Raw genomic sequence first — 15,110 nt, 5'->3', positions numbered from 1 at the left:
CCGGTTACCGTGCCGGGGTCATCCCGTGGTCGCGAGGAACTGGGTGGCGGCCAGTTCGGCGTAGAGCTCATCCGCCGCGACGAGCTCGCGGTGGGTGCCCACGGCACGGACGCGGCCCGCGTCCATCACGACGATGCGGTCGGCCGTCGTGACCGTGGACAGCCGGTGCGCGACCACCAGAACCGTGGTCGTACGGGCCACGTCGGCGACCGTGTCGCGCAGCGCGGCCTCGTTGACCGCGTCGAGCTGCGAGGTGGCCTCGTCGAGAAGCAGCAGCCGGGGGCGGCGCAGCAGGGCCCGGGCGATGGCGACGCGCTGGCGCTCGCCGCCGGACAGCTTGGTGCCGCGATGCCCGACGAGGGTGTCCAGGCCGTTCGGCAGCCGGGACACGAGGCCGTCGAGGCGGGTCGTCCTCAGCACCCGTGTCAGCTCGCCCTCCTCGGCCTCCGGATTGCCGAGCAGGAGATTGTCGCGCAGCGAGCCGGACAGCACCGGCGCGTCCTGCTCGACGTAGCCGATGGCGGAACGGAGCCGGGGCAGCTCCCACTCCTCCAGCGGGCGGCCGTCCACACTGATGACGCCCGCCTCCGGCTCGTAGAACCGCTCGATGAGCGAGAACACGGTGGTCTTGCCGGCTCCGGAAGGGCCGACGAACGCGGTCAGGCCCCGGGCCGGGACGCTGAACGTCACGCCGTGGTGGACGTACGGCAGGTCGTCGTCGTACCGGAAGCGGACGTCCTCGAAGGCGAGCGTCGCCGGTTCCGCGTCCGGCGCCGGCAGGGGTGCGGGCGGGGCGGCGGGTTCGGCGGGCAGCCGCAGGGCCTCCTGGATGCGGGCGAGCGCGGCGGCACCCGTCTGGTACTGCGTGACCGCGCCGACCACCTGCTGGATCGGTGACATCAGGTAGAACACGTACAGCAGGAAGGCGACCAGTGTGCCGACGTCGATGGCGCCGGTCGCGACCCGGGCGCCGCCCACGGCGAGGACCGTGATGAAGGCGACCTGCATCGCGAGACCGGCCGTGTTGCCGGCGGCCGCCGACCATCCGGCCGCCCGCACGCTCTGCCGCCAGGACTCCTCGGCGGCCTCGTGGACGCTCCGCTCCTCGCGGTGCTCGGCGCCCGACGCCTTGATCGTCCGCAGCGCGCCGAGGGTCCGCTCCAGCGAGGCCCCCATCACCCCGACGGCGTCCTGCGCCTGTCTGCTCGCCCGGTTGATGCGCGGCACGATCAGGGCGAGCACCGAACCCGCGCACAGCACCACGCCCAGCGTGACGCCGAGGAGCACCACGTCGACCAGGCCCATCATCACCACCGTCGCGACGAGGGTGAGGCCGCCGGTGCCGAGGCCGACCAGCGAATCGGTCGTGACCTCGCGCAGCAGGGTCGTGTCGGAGGTGATGCGCGCCATCAGGTCGCCGGGCTCGCTGCGGTCCACGGCGGGTATGCGCAGCCGCAGCAGATACGACGACAGGGCGCGGCGCGCGCCGAGCACCACCGACTCCGCGGTGCGCCGCAGCACGTACGAACCCAGCGCTCCCACCGCAGCGTTGGTCACCACGAGGGCCGCCATGCCGAACAGGGCCCGGCCGATCGGCCGGTCGTGCGACAGGTCGTCGATGAGGCCGCGCGCCACCAGCGGCAGCAGCAGGCCGGTGGCCCCGGTCGCGAGCGCCAGCAGCGCGCCCCCGAACAGCGCCCGGCGGTGCGGTCGTACGTACCCGAACAGCAGGCGCCACGCGGGCACCTCGGGCTCGGCCTCGGTCAGGCTCACGGCGCTCCTCGCGGGGATGTGGACGGAGCACTCAGGCTACGTCGGCGGTCCGGGCGGCCCGTCCCCGACTGCCCCGGATCCGCGCGGACTTCAGGACACGCGCTCCCCGAGGGCCGCGAGGGTGGCGTCGAGGTCCGCCGGGCGGGGCCGGTTGTGCGGGAGCCTCGAGAGCAGCGCGGCCATGCCGCAGGTGTTCGTGAGCGCCGAGAAGACCAGACCGCCCGCGACACCCGCGGAGAGCAACTGCCAGGCGGGGTGCAGGAGTCCGAGGCCGAGGCCGGTGAGGACGACGGTGCCGGCGGTGAACCGGACCTGGCGCTCCATGGACCAGGCGGCCCGCGTCGCGGTGGCCGGGCGGTGCAGCTCGTGGCCGCGCTCCGCCCAGGCGCCGGTGCCGCCGGTGAGGGTGGCCGCGGGCACGCCGTGCTCGGCCAGCAGGGCGCAGGCGTTCGCCGAGCGGTTGCCGGAGGCGCAGACCACGAGCAGTTCGGTCCGGGCGTTTTCGAGCACGGGCACCGCACGGCGGAGCCGGTCCAGCGGGACGTTCAGGGCGCCCGGCAGATGGCCGGAGGCGTATTCGCCGGGGGTGCGGACGTCGATGACGGTCAGCTCGCCGAGGCGTCCGTGGGCCTGGTCGACGTCGAGGGAGACGGGGGTGTTCATACGGAGTGTCATCCTTGCTCTTCGGAGGTGCCCCGCAGGGCGGAGTACGATACCCCTAGGGGTATGGACGGAGGAATGTTCGTGGAACTGGAACTCGCGGGTGACGAGCTGAAGTCGGTGCTGAACCGGCTGCGCCGGGCGCAGGGGCAGATCTCCGGGGTGATCCGGATGATCGAGGAGGGACGCGACTGCGAGGAGGTGGTCACCCAGCTCGCCGCCGCCTCCCGCGCCCTGGACCGGGCCGGCTTCGCGATCATCGCCACCGGGCTCCAGCAGTGCCTGACCGATGTCGAGAAGGGCGCGAAGAACGGTGAGACCGGTGAGCAGATGCGGGCCCGGCTGGAGAAGCTCTTCCTGTCCCTGGCCTGAGCCTCACAGCGCGACGTCCAGGAACATCAGCGCGGCCACGGCCAGCAGGACCCAGGCGAAGATCCGCTGAAGCGTGCCGCCGGACACCCGGGCCGCCAGTCGCTTCCCGTCCCACGCGCCGAGGACGGCGGCCCCGGCGAACGGGGCGACGACCGCCCAGTCGAGGCCCTGCGCCGTGCCCGCGCGGGCGAGCAGCGCCGCGAGCGAGTTCGCCGTGATCACCAGCAGGCTGGTGCCGACGGCGGCCCGCATCCGCAGACCCAGGACGTTCACGAGGGCCGGTACGGCGAGGAAGCCGCCGCCCACCCCCAGGACCCCGGTCACCGTGCCGAGGCCGGCGCCCGTCCCGGTGATCCGGCCGGTCCCCGCGGGCAGGGCCCCCGCCCCACCGGTCGAAGGCCGGAGCATCCGCAACGCCGCGAGGCCCGCGATCAGTGAGAACGCGCCGGTCAGCACGGCCGGAGGAAGCTGTCCGGAGAGCGCCCCGCCCAGGGCCGCGGGGATCAGCCCGGCCGCCGCGAACAGCGCTCCGGCACGCCAGCGGACGGTGCCCTCCCGGGCGTGCGCCGACAGCGCGGTCACCGAGGTGAGGGTGACGATGACCAGACTCGCGGTGGTGGCCGCCGAGGGAGCGAATCCGAGCAGGTAGATCAGGGCGGGCACGGTCAGTACGCTGCCGCCGCCGCCCAGCGCGCCGAGCGCGAGCCCGGTCACGGCCCCGGCGGCGAGGGCGAGGATCAGGACGCTCACGCCGCGGGGTCCTCGGACGCGCGGCAGGCCGTGCCGGGGGCGAAGGCCGAGGAGGGGGTGGCGGAGGGGGTGCTCGGCGTCATGGGCAGGCCGGAGGCGGCCGCGGCGGCGAAGGAGTCGTCGACGGCCACGACGTCCCGGCCCGCCGCGTCGAGCAGCGAGGCGGCGACGGCGGCCCGCACGCCTCCGGCGCAGTGCACCCAGACGGTCCCGGCGGGTATCTCCCCGAGCCGGTCGCGTACCTGGTGCACCGGGACGTGCACCGACCCCGCGACATGCCCCCCGGCGCGTTCGGAGTCGCGCCGGACGTCCAGGATCACGGGCCGTCCGGGGGAGGCGTACGCCTCGGCCAGTTCGGCGAAGCCGGCGCGCCGGAAGGTGCGCGGTCGTTCCCCCTCGCGCAGCCAGTCGGTCGGCGAGCCGATCGCCGCCGCGGCCGGCCGGTCCACGCCGACCTGCGCCAACTCACGCTGCGCGTGGGCGAGTTGTTCTGGAGAATCGGCGAGCAGGGTGACCGGCCTGCCCCAGGGCAGCAGCCAGGCCAGATAGACGGCCAGTTGGCCGTCCGCCTCGAAGTTGACCGCTCCGGCGACGTGCCCCGCGGCGAACGCGAGCCGGCCGCGCAGGTCCACGACCCATTCGCCGGCCGCGAGCCGCGCGGCGATCTCCGCGGCGTCCGCGAGCGCGGGCGGGGTCAGATCGAGGGGGGCCGGGCCCCCGGCGTTGGCGGGGCCCATGTGGGCGTAGTACGCGGGCACGTCGTCGAGTCCGGCGAGCAGGTCCGCGACGAACGAGTCGACATCCTTGACCAGGGCCTCGTTGCCGGCGCGCTCGCGCCCGATCGTGGTCGCGTCGCCTTCGGCGGTTCCGGCGGAACAGAAGCTGCCGAAGCCGTGGGTGGGCAGGACGGCGGTGTCGTCGGGCAGCTCGGCCGCGAGCCGGTGCGCCGAGGCGTGCTGGGCGCGGGCCAGCTCCCGGGTGAGCCGCGGCTCCACCAGATCGGGCCGGCCGACCGTGCCGATGAGCAGCGATCCGCCGGTGAAGGCCGCGACGGCCTGTCCGTTCTCCTGGAGCACGTACGAGGTGTGGTGCGGGGTGTGTCCGGGCGTGGCCAGCGCCTCCAGCGTCAGCCCGGTGTCCACCCGCACGGTGTCGCCGTCGGTCACGGCGACCCGCTCGAACGCGACCCGGGCACCGGCCGGGACCCGGTAGGCGGCCCCGGTGAGCCGGGCCAGCTCCAGGCCGCCGCTCACGTAGTCGTTGTGCAGATGCGTCTCGACGACATGGGTGATCCGCACGCCCCGCCGGGCCGCCGCCGTGATCACCCGCTCGATGTCCCTGGGCGGATCGACGGCGACGGCGGTGCGTGGGCCGCCGGCCAGATAGCTCCGGTTGCCCAGGCCCGCCACCTCGATGGTGTCGACGAAGAACACGGCAGCACTCCTCTCCCGCGGGAAGCCCGACAGGCTTCGCGGCTCTGCGAAAATTACCCCCGGGGGTATGTGTCCACGGTAGCAGAGGTACCCCCGGGGGTATCTGGGAGGCGCTGGTGACGCGCCTCTCCCCGCCCTCGTCCGTGGTCCCGGCCGTGTCCTCTGCCTCCGGCGCGGCGGGGCGCGGGGCGCCGCCGTCCGCCACGGGTCGGCCGTTCGCGGCACCGGGACCGTGGCCGCGGCGGCCACCTGGCCTTCTACCGGCCCGTCACCCCGTAGGGTCGGTTGACGGAACGTCGACTCAGGGAAGGGCTCACTCACATGGCGCAGGAAGTACGGGGCGTGATCGCACCGGGCAAGAACGAGCCGGTGCGCGTCGAGACCATCGTCGTGCCGGATCCGGGGCCGGGCGAGGCCGTGGTGAAGATCCAGGCCTGCGGGGTCTGCCACACGGACCTGCACTACAAGCAGGGCGGAATCAACGACGACTTCCCGTTCCTGCTCGGCCACGAGGCGGCCGGAATCGTGGAGTCGGTCGGCGCCGGTGTCACGGACGTGGCGCCCGGCGACTTCGTGATCCTCAACTGGCGCGCGGTGTGCGGACAGTGCCGTGCCTGTCTGCGCGGACGCCCCTGGTACTGCTTCGACACCCACAACGCGAAGCAGAGGATGACGCTGAAGGACGGCACCGAGCTGTCCCCGGCCCTCGGAATCGGCGCCTTCGCCGAGAAGACGCTGGTCGCGGCCGGACAGTGCACCAAGGTCGACCCGGCCGTCTCCCCGGCGGTCGCCGGACTGCTCGGCTGCGGAGTGATGGCCGGCATCGGGGCCGCCATCAACACGGGCAACGTCGGACGGGGCGACACCGTCGCCGTGATCGGCTGCGGCGGCGTCGGCGACGCGGCGATCGCGGGATCCCGGCTCGCGGGCGCGGCGAAGATCATCGCCGTGGACATCGACGACCGCAAGCTCACGACCGCCGAGAAGCTCGGCGCGACGCACACCGTCAACTCCCGGACCACCGACCCCGTCGAGGCGATCCGCGAACTCACCGGCGGCTTCGGCGCCGACGTCGTCATCGAGGCCGTGGGCCGCCCCGAGACGTACCAGCAGGCCTTCTACGCCCGCGACCTCGCCGGCACGGTCGTCCTCGTCGGCGTGCCCACCCCCGACATGAAGCTCGAACTCCCCCTGATCGACGTCTTCGGCCGAGGCGGCGCCCTCAAGTCGTCCTGGTACGGCGACTGTCTGCCCTCCCGCGACTTCCCGATGCTGATCGACCTGCACCTCCAAGGGCGCCTGGACCTGGGCGCGTTCGTGAGCGAGACGATCGCCCTGGACGGCATCGAGGCCGCCTTCGAGCGGATGCACCACGGCGACGTGCTGCGCTCGGTGGTGGTGTTCTGATGGCCGCGCGCATCGAACACCTCGTCACCTCGGGCACGTTCGAGCTCGACGGCGGCACCTGGGAGGTCGACAACAACGTCTGGATCGTGGGCGACGACCACGAGGCCGTCGTGATCGACGCCGCCCACGACGCCGACGCCATCGCGAAGGCGGTGGGCGACCGCCGCCTGCGCGGGATCGTGTGCACCCACGCCCACAACGACCACATCGACGCCGCCCCCGCCCTGGCGGAGCGCACCGGAGCCACCATCTGGCTCCACCCCGACGACCTGCCGCTGTGGAAGCTCACCCACCCGGACCGCATGCCCGACGCCTGGCTCCAGGACGGGCAGGTGATCGAGGCCGCGGGCACCGATCTGACCGTGCTCCACACCCCGGGCCACGCCCCCGGCGCGGTCTGCCTCTACGACCCGGGCCTTCGCACGCTGTTCTCCGGCGACACCCTCTTCCAGGGCGGCCCGGGAGCGACCGGCCGGTCCTACTCCCACTTCCCGACGATCGTCGAGTCCATCCGTGACCGGCTGCTCACCCTGCCCGCCGACACGGTCGTACGGACGGGCCACGGCGAGTCGACCACGATCGGAGCGGAGGCTCCGCACCTGGAGACCTGGATCGCGCGCGGCCACTGACGCCCGCCACCGCGCCGGCCGGACATCCGTCCGCGACGCGCGGCGACACGGTGAAGCCGCCACACGGATACCTGACAGAAGATGTCCGGCTTCCGGGAGAGGCTCGTAGGGACACACGGGTGAGCGCCCGTGGACGCCACGAGCACGGAGGTCGGACATGTCAGGGCCGCTGGAAGGCACGCTGCGGGACAAGGTCGCGCTGGTGGCGGGCGCGACCCGGGGCGCGGGCCGCGGAATCGCCGTCGAACTGGGCGCGGCCGGCGCCACCGTCTACGTGACCGGCCGCAGCACCCGTGAACGGCGCTCGGAGTACGACCGCCCGGAGACCATCGAGGACACCGCGGACCTGGTCACCGCGGCGGGCGGACGCGGCATCGCGGTCCCCGCCGACCATCTCGTCCCGGCCGAGGTGGCCGGGCTCGTCGCCCGGATCGCGGACGAACAGGGCCGTCTCGACATCCTGGTCAACGACATCTGGGGAGCCGAGAAGCTCTTCGAGTGGGACGCGCCCGTCTGGGAGCACGACCTCGACAACGGACGCAGGATGCTCCGGCTCGCCATCGAGACCCACGCGATCACCAGCCACCACGCGCTGCCCCTGCTGCTGCGCACCCCGGGCGGCCTGGTCGTCGAGATGACCGACGGCACCGCGGAGTACAACCGGGACACCTACCGGGTCTCCTTCTTCTACGACATCGCCAAGTCCGCCGTCCTGCGCATGGCGTTCGCCCTCGGGCACGAACTGGGCCCGCGCGGCGCCACCGCCGTGGCGCTCACCCCCGGCTGGCTGCGCTCGGAGATGATGCTCGAAGCCTTCGGCGTGACCGAGGAGAACTGGCACGACGCCGAGGCGAACGTGCCGCACTTCGCCATCTCCGAGACGCCGTTCTACGTGGGGCGCGCGGTCGCCGCCCTGGCCGCCGATCCCGAACGAGCGCGCTGGAACGGGCAGTCCCTCTCCAGCGGGCAGCTCGCCCGGGTGTACGGCTTCACCGACCGGGACGGCAGCCGGCCGGACGCCTGGCGCTACATGGTCGAGGTGCAGGACAAGGGGAAGCCCGCGGACGCGACGGGGTACCGCTGACGGACGGCGGGTCCGGACCGTCCTCTGTCGCTGTCACGATCATGGAGGTACCTTCCCAGCCATGACTGCGATGAGGCGCTTCGAGGGACACGGGGTTCTGATCACGGGCGCGGCCCGCGGCATCGGTGCGGCGACCGCCCACCGCCTGGCAGCGGAGGGCGCTCGGGTCCTCGTCACCGACGTGGACCCGGCCGAGGCCGAGAAGACCGCCGCCGCACTGCGTGAACTCGGCTCGCGGGCCGAGGCGTTCACCTGCGACGTGGGGCAGCGGGCCCAGGTCGAGGCCGCCGTGGCGTACGCCGTGGACACCTTCGGCTCGCTCGACGTCCTGGTCAACAACGCCTACCGGTGCAGCCCCGACGCCCCGCTCTTCGAGGACGAGAGCGACGAGTCATGGGCCCGTGATCTCGACGTCACCCTCACCGGCGCCTACCGCTGCGCCCGCGCGGCGCTCCCGCACCTGGTCGCCTCCGGCCGCGGGGCCATCGTCACCATCGGCTCCGTCAACGGCATCCAGGACTTCGGCAACCACGCCTACAGCGCGGCCAAGGCGGGACTGATGTCGCTCACCCGCACGCTGGCCGGCCACGCCGCCGCCCGGGGTGTCCGCGTCAACCTGGTGGCGCCGGGAACGGTCCGTACCACGGCCTGGGAGGGCCACGAGGACGCTCTGGCCTCGGCGGCCCGGCAGTTGTACCCGCTCGGCCGGGTCGGCGAACCGGAGGACATCGCGGCCGCCGTCGCCTTCCTCGCCTCGCGCGACGCGTCCTGGATCACCGGGACGACCCTGTGTGTCGACGGCGGCCTGCTGGGCGTCAACAAGAGGTTCAAGCAGACGGTCGGAGGAGAGGGCGAGGGCGGGAGCGACGACGGAAGCTGAAGCGGGCGACAGGTGTGGTGCCGGTCCGTCCGGGACCCCTGCTGACAGGATGGCCCCCATGGAACGTGTGCTTGGAATCGGCGGATACTTCCTGCGCGCCGGCGACCCGGCGGCCCTGGGCGCGTGGTACCGCGACTGCCTGGGCCTGGACGCCGACGAGAACGGCCTGTGGCGCCCGGAAGCCGGGCCGACCGTGTTCGCGGCCTTCGAGTCCGGAACCGACTACTTCGGGTCCCCCGGCCAGCAGACCATGCTCAACTTCCGCGTCCGCGACCTGGACGCGATGCTCGCGCAACTGCGCGCCCGGGGAGCGGACGTGGCGGAGGAGACCCAGGACATGGACGGCGTCGGCCGGTTCGGCTGGGTCACCGACCCGGAAGGGAACCGCGTCGAGCTGTGGCAGCCCGCCTGACGCGAGGATCTGTGACCGCCCGGTGGCCCGTGCGTCGCCGGCGCGAGTTCTCCGGCGTCAGGTGCGGGAAGCCGGGGTCGCCGCCGGGGGACCGGAGTCGTCACAGCGAGGAATGTCACTGTTTCGTACCTGTCTGACCGGTCGTACAACGCAATACCCTCTAGGACGGTCTAGCAGGCAGACAACACGATGGACACAACAGGAAGGTCCGCCATGGGGGACATACGCAGGCGGGGAGCTGTCGCGCTCGGACTCACCGGACTGGTGGCACCGCTCACCCTCGCGCTGGGTGCGACGCCCGCCCAGGCCGCGAGCTGCACGACGGCCGCAGGCCCGTACCAGAAGCAGGTGGAGAAGTTCCTCGGCCGGCCCGTCGACGGCCGGCAGTCCACCACCGACTGCAAGGCGATCCAGGCCTTCCAGAACAAGCACGGCATCACCCCGAACATCGGGTACGCGGGGCCCGTCACCTGGGGCGTGATGGACCTCATGAACAAGCAGAAGGCCGTGGGGACCAATCCCAACCGGGACGGCAAGTGTCCGGTGAACAAGGGCCGTATCGCCTGCGTCAACCTCACGCTCCAGCTCAGCTGGATCCAGGACGGCAGCCGCCTGGTCTACGGACCGGTCCCGGTCCGCACGGGCAGGGACGGCTACGAGACCCGTACCGGCCTGAAGAAGGTCTACTGGCGTGACATCGACCACGTCTCGAGCATCTACAACGTGGCCATGCCCTACAGCCAGTTCTTCGACGGCGGTCAGGCCTTCCACTCGGTGGGCCTCAGCATGTGGAACCCGCCCGGCTCGCACGGCTGCGTCAACATGACCCCGACGACGGCCAAGAAGTACTGGTCGCTGCTCAAGAACGGTGACGACGTCTACGTGTACGGCCGCAAGCCCGGCACGTGAGTGACGAGCTTCACGGTCCGTTATGTCGTCCCGTGGGTCTTTGCTCACATCATCTTCACGTCAAGGGCCGTATGCTTCACGCCATGTGCACCACTCTTGACAACGACACTCAGCGATCCGCTGCCGAAGTCAACGAGGAGATCCGGGCTCTCTGGTTCCGGGCGGGTGGGTCGCTGAACATGGACGAGCGGCGCGAGTACCAGCGTCTCGTCCTGGAGTGGGCGAAGGCCGCTCCGTCGTCCTCGGCCACCCGGGCCGCCTGACCCTCCACGTCCGGCAGGGCTCCCCGTTCCCGGGGAGCCCTCACCTCGAATCCTCGGCGCCGGCCTCCGTCGGCCCGCTCAGCCCCAGCTCTGTGAGTACTGCCGCCGGTAGGCGTTGCGGTCCTGCTCGGTGCGGATGAACCGGGTCGCCATCAGCGCGATGACGCTTCCCCCGATGACCAGCAGGCCGGGGCCGACGTTCTGCGGGTCGGTGAGCTCGGAGACGAACGTCCCGGCCGCCCCCGTCTCACCCACCGCCTCGACCGCGCCCGGAGCCGCCGAACCCGGCGCCCCTCCCTGCGAGGCCATCGCCGTCGCCGACGGGGCGACGGACGGCTGGGCCGCACCACCGGCGCCCTGCGCGGGCTGGCCCGCGAGCGTCACTCCCAGCGCCGTCAGCGCCTTGGTGACGGGCTCGAAGAACGTCGTACCGCCGGTCTTGCAGTCCCCGTTGCCGCCCGAGGTCACCCCGAGCGCGATGCCTTCGGAGAACAACGGGCCGCCGCTGTCGCCGGGTTCGGCGCACACCGTCGTCTCGACCAGCCCGGTGACCGTGCCCTCGGGGTAGTTGACCGTCGCGTTGAGCGCGGTCACCTTGCCGTCGCGCAGCCCGCTGGTGCTGCCGCTGCGGAAGACCCGCTGGCCCACCGCCGGATCGGCGGCGCCGGTGATCCGTACGCCGTTGCCGCCGCCGATGGACACGACGTTGTTCCCGGCCGAGGTCTGCTGCCCGGTGTCGTACTGGATCAGCGAGAAGTCACTGCCGGGGAACGCCGTGGTGACCGTGCGGCCCACCTGCTGCTTGCCCGTGTTGTCGGAGAACCAGACCGATCCGGCGGGGCCGCAGTGTCCGGCCGTGAGGATGAACTCGCTCTGCCCGTTGGTCACGTTGAACCCCGCCGAGCAGCGTCCGCTCGTCGAGAAGATCGCCTGCGCGCCGTTCACCCGCGTGGTGAACGTGCCCTGGGTCCGCTGCATCCGCACCGAGTCGCCGATGCCGTCGGCCAGTTTCGTCATGCGCGACCAGTCGGTGGCGGAGACCGTGCTGTCGGCCTGCACCACCACCTCGTTCTTCGTGTAGTCCACCGCCCACGCGGTGCCCGGCACGCGGGGTGCCGAACCGAGCTTCTGTGTCGCGGACTTGAGGTCCTGCATGCTGTGCGTCACGACCTTCGGGCGAGCGCCCGCCCGCTTCACCGCGTCCGCGGCGTCCGCGTCGGTGACCGCGACGACGGGACGTCCGTCGGCGGCTATCCAGTTGCCGGCCGTCCGCGAGGTACCCAGCCGGGACACGAGTCCGGCACCCGTGTCCGCCGCGACCTGCGCCGAACTCGCCGTGGTGCCCGACGCGCCGGAGGGTTCGCTGGCCATGGCGCGTGTCACCATGAACCCCCCGCAGAGCAGCCCGCCGACGGCCGCCAGGCGCGCCCCCCGTTGGACGATCCGTCGTCGTGCGTGCCTCATGCGTGGGCTCCCGAAAACCGTACGGAGCGGCGGCCCCGCCGCCGAAGGCCCCGGTCGAGGGCCCTCCCCTCATACGTGCGTCCCGGCCCGCGCGTTCACCGCCTTCCGGAGCTCTCGCACAGGTGGCCGGTTCGTGTCGGGAACGGCCGGCGTCAGAAGCGCGCGCGGGCGCTTCTGACGCCGGCCCTGGCTTCGGGCCGCCGAAGTCGCCGCACTCCGAAGGGTGCTGAGACGGCCGGAGCGCGCCGCCGTCCGACGGGAGGAACGGGCCCTGTCCGAGGAGAGGGCCCGTTCCTGTCCGAGGAGAGGGCCGGACCCCGTCCGACCGCAGGAGGGGGCGCCGGGTCCTAGACGCCCGTACGGGTCCGGGCGGCCACCTCGGCCCGGCTCAGGTACACATCCGTCCGTTCGAAGTCCCGCAGGGTTCCCTTGCGGTCCGCGAGGAAGCCGGTGCGGACGAAGTCGTCGCCCGCGACGGCGTTGAGCAGCCAGTTGGCACCCGTACGGAACCGGGCGGCGCCCGTGCGCAGGGCGTACAGGTGGTATCCGCGGGCCACGAGCTGTGCGGGCGCGCCCTTGAGGCCGATGCCGAGCGGTTTGGACACGGCGTCGTGGCCGCCGAGGTCGACGACCAGACCGAGGTCCTTGTGCCGGTACGGCAGGGTGGGCTCACCGCGCAGCTTCGCCGCGAGGACCTTGGCCGCGTGCCGGCCCTGCCGGGCCGCGTGCTGGGCGGTCGGCGGGCAGGCGGAGCCGTCGCCCTTGGCCAGGTCGGGCACCGCCGCCGCGTCGCCCAGCGCGAACACCCCGTCGACTCCCGGCACCCTGAAGTCGGGCTCGGTGACGAGCCGTCCGCGCACCGTCTCCGCGCCCAGCGAGTCGACCAGCGGACTCGCCGCGACGCCCGCGGTCCACACCAGCGTCCGCGAGGGCAGCACCCGCCCGTCGGTGAGGGTGATCTCGTCCTTGGTGACGGAGGCGACGGAGGTGCCCAGCGAGATCCGTACGCCGCGTTCGCCGAGCATCCGCAGCGCGCTCTCGCCCAGTTTGTCCCCCAGTTCGGGCAGCAGCTTCGGGGCGACGTCGATCAGGTGCCACTTGATGAGACCGGGGTCGATACGGGGGTGGTAGCGCCGTGCCGCCGCGGTGGTCAGGCGCTGGAGACAGGCCGCCGTCTCGGTGCCCGCGTACCCGCCGCCGACCACCACGAACTGGAGCCGCGCGGCCTGCTCGTCGTAGTCCGACGTGGCCGCCGCCAGGTCGAGTTGGGCGATCACGTGGTCGCGCAGGTACACGGCCTGGGCGAGCGTCTTCATCCCGCGCGCCTCCTCCGCCAGCCCGGGGATGTCGAAGGTGCGGGTCACGCTTCCCGGAGTGAGCACCAGGTAGTCGTAGCGCAGATCGACGAGGTCTCCGGTGATCTTCCGGACCACGCACACCTTGGCTTCCGGGTCGACACCGATCACTCCGCCCGGCACCAGCGCGGTGCGGGGCAGGATCCGGCGCAGCGAGGGCGCGACGGACTGAGGTGTGACGACACCGGCGGCGACATGGGGCAGCAGCGGCAGGTAGAGCTGATAGTCGGTGGGGCTGATCAGGGTGACCCTGGCCTCGCCGGGGGTGAGCGTCCGTTCCAGGCTTCTGGCGGCCTCGACCCCGGCGAAACCCGCGCCGACGATGACGATGTTCGGTCCTTGCATCAGAGCAGCCTCTTTCCACTGGTGCCAGCCGCGAGCCCAGGCTCACACGGGCCGCGGACACGTGCCACAGCACGGCGGGTACCCCGAAGCGCGCGAAGCACGATCTCTACCGATCAGTAACTACCTCTTCCCCCTCCGTACACGCGCTGCCAGGATCATTTCCGCCACGGCGGCAGTCCCAGGCACTGTCGCCGTCTCGATGCGCGGGTTCGACCAACTCGCGCACTCCGACCGACAGATGTGACAAGGGGACAGGCATGACGCGACATGGTGTGGTGCGGCGGATAGGTGTGGTGTCGGCGGTCGTGGCGCTCGGGATCGGGGGGACGGCCACCGCGGCCGGGTCCGCCGTCGCGGCCCCGGCCCGGACGGTCGCCAGTGCCTCCGTGACGGCCGGTGTCGACTACGCCACCTGGCAGAACGACGTCCAGGCAGTCATCGACCAGGCGGTGCCGTACGTCGAGCAGCGCACCGCGAACGCCGGCGGCCAGAAGCTCGCGGTCGTCTTCGACATCGACAACACCACGCTGGAGACCGACTTCCACCCCTGGTACGAGCTGCCCACCCCGGCGGTCAAGGCCTCGCTCGCACTCGCCCGCTACGCGCACTCCCGGGGCGTGGCCGTGTTCTTCGTGACCGCGCGTCCGGGCATCATCGCCAGTGAGACGAAGTGGAACCTGAAGTGCGTCGGCTACCCGGTGGACGGACTCTACGTGCGGGATCTGCCGGACCTGTTCGGTGAGGTCGGCGCCTACAAGACCGGCAAGCGCGCGGAGATCGAGTCCCGCGGCTACACGATCATCGCCAACATCGGCAACAACACCACCGACCTGGTCGGCGGCCACGCGGAGCGCACGTTCAAGCTGCCGGACTACGACGGCGAGCTGTCCTGACCCGGACGGCTCCGGCGCCGAGGGGGCCGTGGACCGTCCCGCATACACTTCCGCCATGGACGAGGCCTCGCTGGACGCGCTGGGATCGGGCAAGTACCTGCTGATCACCAGCTATCGCAAGAACGGCACGGGGGTCGCCACGCCCGTGTGGGTGGTGCGGGACGGGACGGCGCTGGGCGCCTGGACCGTCGCGGACAGCTGGAAGGTGAAGCGCATCCGCAACCGTGCCGATGTCCTGGTCGGTCCGTGCGACGTGCGCGGCAGGCCGACGGGGGAGCCGGTTCCCGGCACGGCCGAGATCGTCGACGCGGCGGAGACGGCCCGCTACCGGAAGCTCATCGCCCGCAAGTACGGCGTGACGGGCCGTCTCACCCTGCTCGGCAGCCGCCTGCGCCGCGGCGAGAGCGGCACGGTCGGCATCCGTATCACCCTGTCCCAGTGACGTAGTCCGTCGTGAGGACGGCTTTCGAGCCGTGTGCCG

The 15,110-nt window shown here is 72.3% G+C and carries 16 protein-coding genes; 10 read left to right on the top strand and 6 right to left on the bottom strand.

Annotation, left to right across the window (positions count from 1 at the left end):
- Positions 1-18: 18 nt before the first annotated feature.
- Together ACFYW9_RS04365 and ACFYW9_RS04360 are read right to left on the bottom strand one after the other, a co-directional pair.
- On the bottom strand, positions 19-1,773 hold the full coding sequence (locus ACFYW9_RS04365; protein WP_389144538.1) for an ABC transporter ATP-binding protein: 1,755 nt from the start codon (positions 1,771-1,773) through the stop codon (positions 19-21).
- Between the two features lie 90 nt (positions 1,774-1,863).
- Positions 1,864-2,436 carry a rhodanese-like domain-containing protein gene (locus ACFYW9_RS04360; RefSeq protein WP_389144535.1) on the bottom strand — a complete coding sequence of 191 codons (573 nt, stop codon included), beginning with the start codon at positions 2,434-2,436 and terminating at the stop codon, positions 1,864-1,866.
- 81 nt (positions 2,437-2,517) lie between these two features.
- Here ACFYW9_RS04360 and ACFYW9_RS04355 point away from each other — a divergent pair, with 81 nt between their 5' ends.
- The gene (locus ACFYW9_RS04355; RefSeq protein WP_351861049.1) at positions 2,518-2,805 is read left to right on the top strand and encodes a metal-sensitive transcriptional regulator; all 288 of its coding nucleotides are present in this window, start codon (positions 2,518-2,520) and stop codon (positions 2,803-2,805) included.
- Between the two features lie 3 nt (positions 2,806-2,808).
- Here ACFYW9_RS04355 and ACFYW9_RS04350 read toward each other — a convergent pair whose 3' ends face one another.
- Entirely contained in the window at positions 2,809-3,555 is a 747-nt protein-coding gene (locus ACFYW9_RS04350) for a sulfite exporter TauE/SafE family protein (RefSeq protein ID WP_389144532.1), read from the bottom strand.
- A complete protein-coding gene (locus tag ACFYW9_RS04345) occupies positions 3,552-4,988 on the bottom strand; it encodes a rhodanese-like domain-containing protein (protein WP_389144529.1) in 1,437 nt (478 codons plus the stop codon). Before ACFYW9_RS04345 ends, ACFYW9_RS04350 begins: the two co-directional genes overlap by 4 nt.
- A 321-nt stretch (positions 4,989-5,309) precedes the next feature.
- On the opposite strand from ACFYW9_RS04345, the gene ACFYW9_RS04340 reads away from it, so the two are divergent.
- The 7 genes from ACFYW9_RS04340 to ACFYW9_RS04310 all read left to right on the top strand — a co-directional run bounded on the left by ACFYW9_RS04340 (position 5,310) and on the right by ACFYW9_RS04310 (position 10,572).
- Complete coding sequence (locus ACFYW9_RS04340) at positions 5,310-6,395, top strand: S-(hydroxymethyl)mycothiol dehydrogenase (protein ID WP_351860907.1); 1,086 nt, start codon at positions 5,310-5,312, stop codon at positions 6,393-6,395.
- Positions 6,395-7,024, top strand: coding sequence for an MBL fold metallo-hydrolase (locus ACFYW9_RS04335; RefSeq protein WP_389144525.1), 630 nt, complete (start codon positions 6,395-6,397; stop codon positions 7,022-7,024). The genes ACFYW9_RS04340 and ACFYW9_RS04335 overlap by 1 nt, the downstream gene beginning before the upstream one ends.
- 157 nt (positions 7,025-7,181) lie before the next feature.
- A complete protein-coding gene (locus tag ACFYW9_RS04330) occupies positions 7,182-8,108 on the top strand; it encodes an SDR family oxidoreductase (RefSeq protein ID WP_389144522.1) in 927 nt (308 codons plus the stop codon).
- A gap of 61 nt (positions 8,109-8,169) precedes the next feature.
- Positions 8,170-8,988: an SDR family NAD(P)-dependent oxidoreductase gene (locus tag ACFYW9_RS04325; protein WP_389144519.1), complete on the top strand. Its 819-nt coding sequence runs from the start codon at positions 8,170-8,172 to the stop codon at positions 8,986-8,988.
- Between the two features lie 58 nt (positions 8,989-9,046).
- Positions 9,047-9,400 (top strand): VOC family protein, encoded by a 354-nt coding sequence (locus ACFYW9_RS04320; protein ID WP_351860899.1) that lies wholly within the window; start codon positions 9,047-9,049, stop codon positions 9,398-9,400.
- A 213-nt stretch (positions 9,401-9,613) separates the two neighbouring features.
- Positions 9,614-10,309 (top strand): L,D-transpeptidase, encoded by a 696-nt coding sequence (locus ACFYW9_RS04315; protein ID WP_351860897.1) that lies wholly within the window; start codon positions 9,614-9,616, stop codon positions 10,307-10,309.
- Positions 10,310-10,380: 71 nt separating this feature from the next.
- On the top strand, positions 10,381-10,572 hold the full coding sequence (locus ACFYW9_RS04310; protein ID WP_326783913.1) for a hypothetical protein: 192 nt from the start codon (positions 10,381-10,383) through the stop codon (positions 10,570-10,572).
- A gap of 78 nt (positions 10,573-10,650) precedes the next feature.
- Here ACFYW9_RS04310 and ACFYW9_RS04305 read toward each other — a convergent pair whose 3' ends face one another.
- Complete coding sequence (locus tag ACFYW9_RS04305; RefSeq protein WP_389144514.1) at positions 10,651-12,036, bottom strand: S1 family peptidase; 1,386 nt, start codon at positions 12,034-12,036, stop codon at positions 10,651-10,653.
- 347 nt (positions 12,037-12,383) lie between these two features.
- Positions 12,384-13,736, bottom strand: coding sequence for an NAD(P)/FAD-dependent oxidoreductase (locus ACFYW9_RS04300; RefSeq protein ID WP_389144511.1), 1,353 nt, complete (start codon positions 13,734-13,736; stop codon positions 12,384-12,386).
- A 257-nt stretch (positions 13,737-13,993) separates the two neighbouring features.
- Between ACFYW9_RS04300 and ACFYW9_RS04295 the strand changes: the two genes are divergently transcribed.
- Positions 13,994-14,629, top strand: coding sequence for an HAD family acid phosphatase (locus ACFYW9_RS04295; protein ID WP_389144508.1), 636 nt, complete (start codon positions 13,994-13,996; stop codon positions 14,627-14,629).
- Between the two features lie 55 nt (positions 14,630-14,684).
- A complete protein-coding gene (locus ACFYW9_RS04290) occupies positions 14,685-15,071 on the top strand; it encodes a PPOX class F420-dependent oxidoreductase (protein WP_351860889.1) in 387 nt (128 codons plus the stop codon).
- Positions 15,072-15,110 lie beyond the last annotated feature (39 nt).

Origin of the sequence: Streptomyces sp. NPDC002698 (genome assembly GCF_042888945.1) — a bacterium.
In the GTDB taxonomy this organism is placed as follows: domain Bacteria; phylum Actinomycetota; class Actinomycetes; order Streptomycetales; family Streptomycetaceae; genus Streptomyces.
Note: the sequence above shows the minus strand (reverse complement) of the source record. Positions and strands in the feature narration are given on the sequence as shown.

What these genes read in the sequence shown, in the direction of transcription:
- ACFYW9_RS04360 (WP_389144535.1), bottom strand. Translation starts at nt 2,436, where the DNA reads ATGAACACCCCCGTCTCCCTCGACGTCGACCAGGCCCACGGACGCCTC.
- ACFYW9_RS04340 (WP_351860907.1), top strand. Translation starts at nt 5,310, where the DNA reads ATGGCGCAGGAAGTACGGGGCGTGATCGCACCGGGCAAGAACGAGCCG.
- ACFYW9_RS04335 (WP_389144525.1), top strand. Translation starts at nt 6,395, where the DNA reads ATGGCCGCGCGCATCGAACACCTCGTCACCTCGGGCACGTTCGAGCTC.
- ACFYW9_RS04330 (WP_389144522.1), top strand. Translation starts at nt 7,182, where the DNA reads ATGTCAGGGCCGCTGGAAGGCACGCTGCGGGACAAGGTCGCGCTGGTG.
- ACFYW9_RS04325 (WP_389144519.1), top strand. Translation starts at nt 8,170, where the DNA reads ATGACTGCGATGAGGCGCTTCGAGGGACACGGGGTTCTGATCACGGGC.
- ACFYW9_RS04320 (WP_351860899.1), top strand. Translation starts at nt 9,047, where the DNA reads ATGGAACGTGTGCTTGGAATCGGCGGATACTTCCTGCGCGCCGGCGAC.
- ACFYW9_RS04315 (WP_351860897.1), top strand. Translation starts at nt 9,614, where the DNA reads ATGGGGGACATACGCAGGCGGGGAGCTGTCGCGCTCGGACTCACCGGA.
- ACFYW9_RS04310 (WP_326783913.1), top strand. Translation starts at nt 10,381, where the DNA reads ATGCTTCACGCCATGTGCACCACTCTTGACAACGACACTCAGCGATCC.
- ACFYW9_RS04305 (WP_389144514.1), bottom strand. Translation starts at nt 12,036, where the DNA reads ATGAGGCACGCACGACGACGGATCGTCCAACGGGGGGCGCGCCTGGCG.
- ACFYW9_RS04300 (WP_389144511.1), bottom strand. Translation starts at nt 13,736, where the DNA reads ATGCAAGGACCGAACATCGTCATCGTCGGCGCGGGTTTCGCCGGGGTC.
- ACFYW9_RS04295 (WP_389144508.1), top strand. Translation starts at nt 13,994, where the DNA reads ATGACGCGACATGGTGTGGTGCGGCGGATAGGTGTGGTGTCGGCGGTC.
- ACFYW9_RS04290 (WP_351860889.1), top strand. Translation starts at nt 14,685, where the DNA reads ATGGACGAGGCCTCGCTGGACGCGCTGGGATCGGGCAAGTACCTGCTG.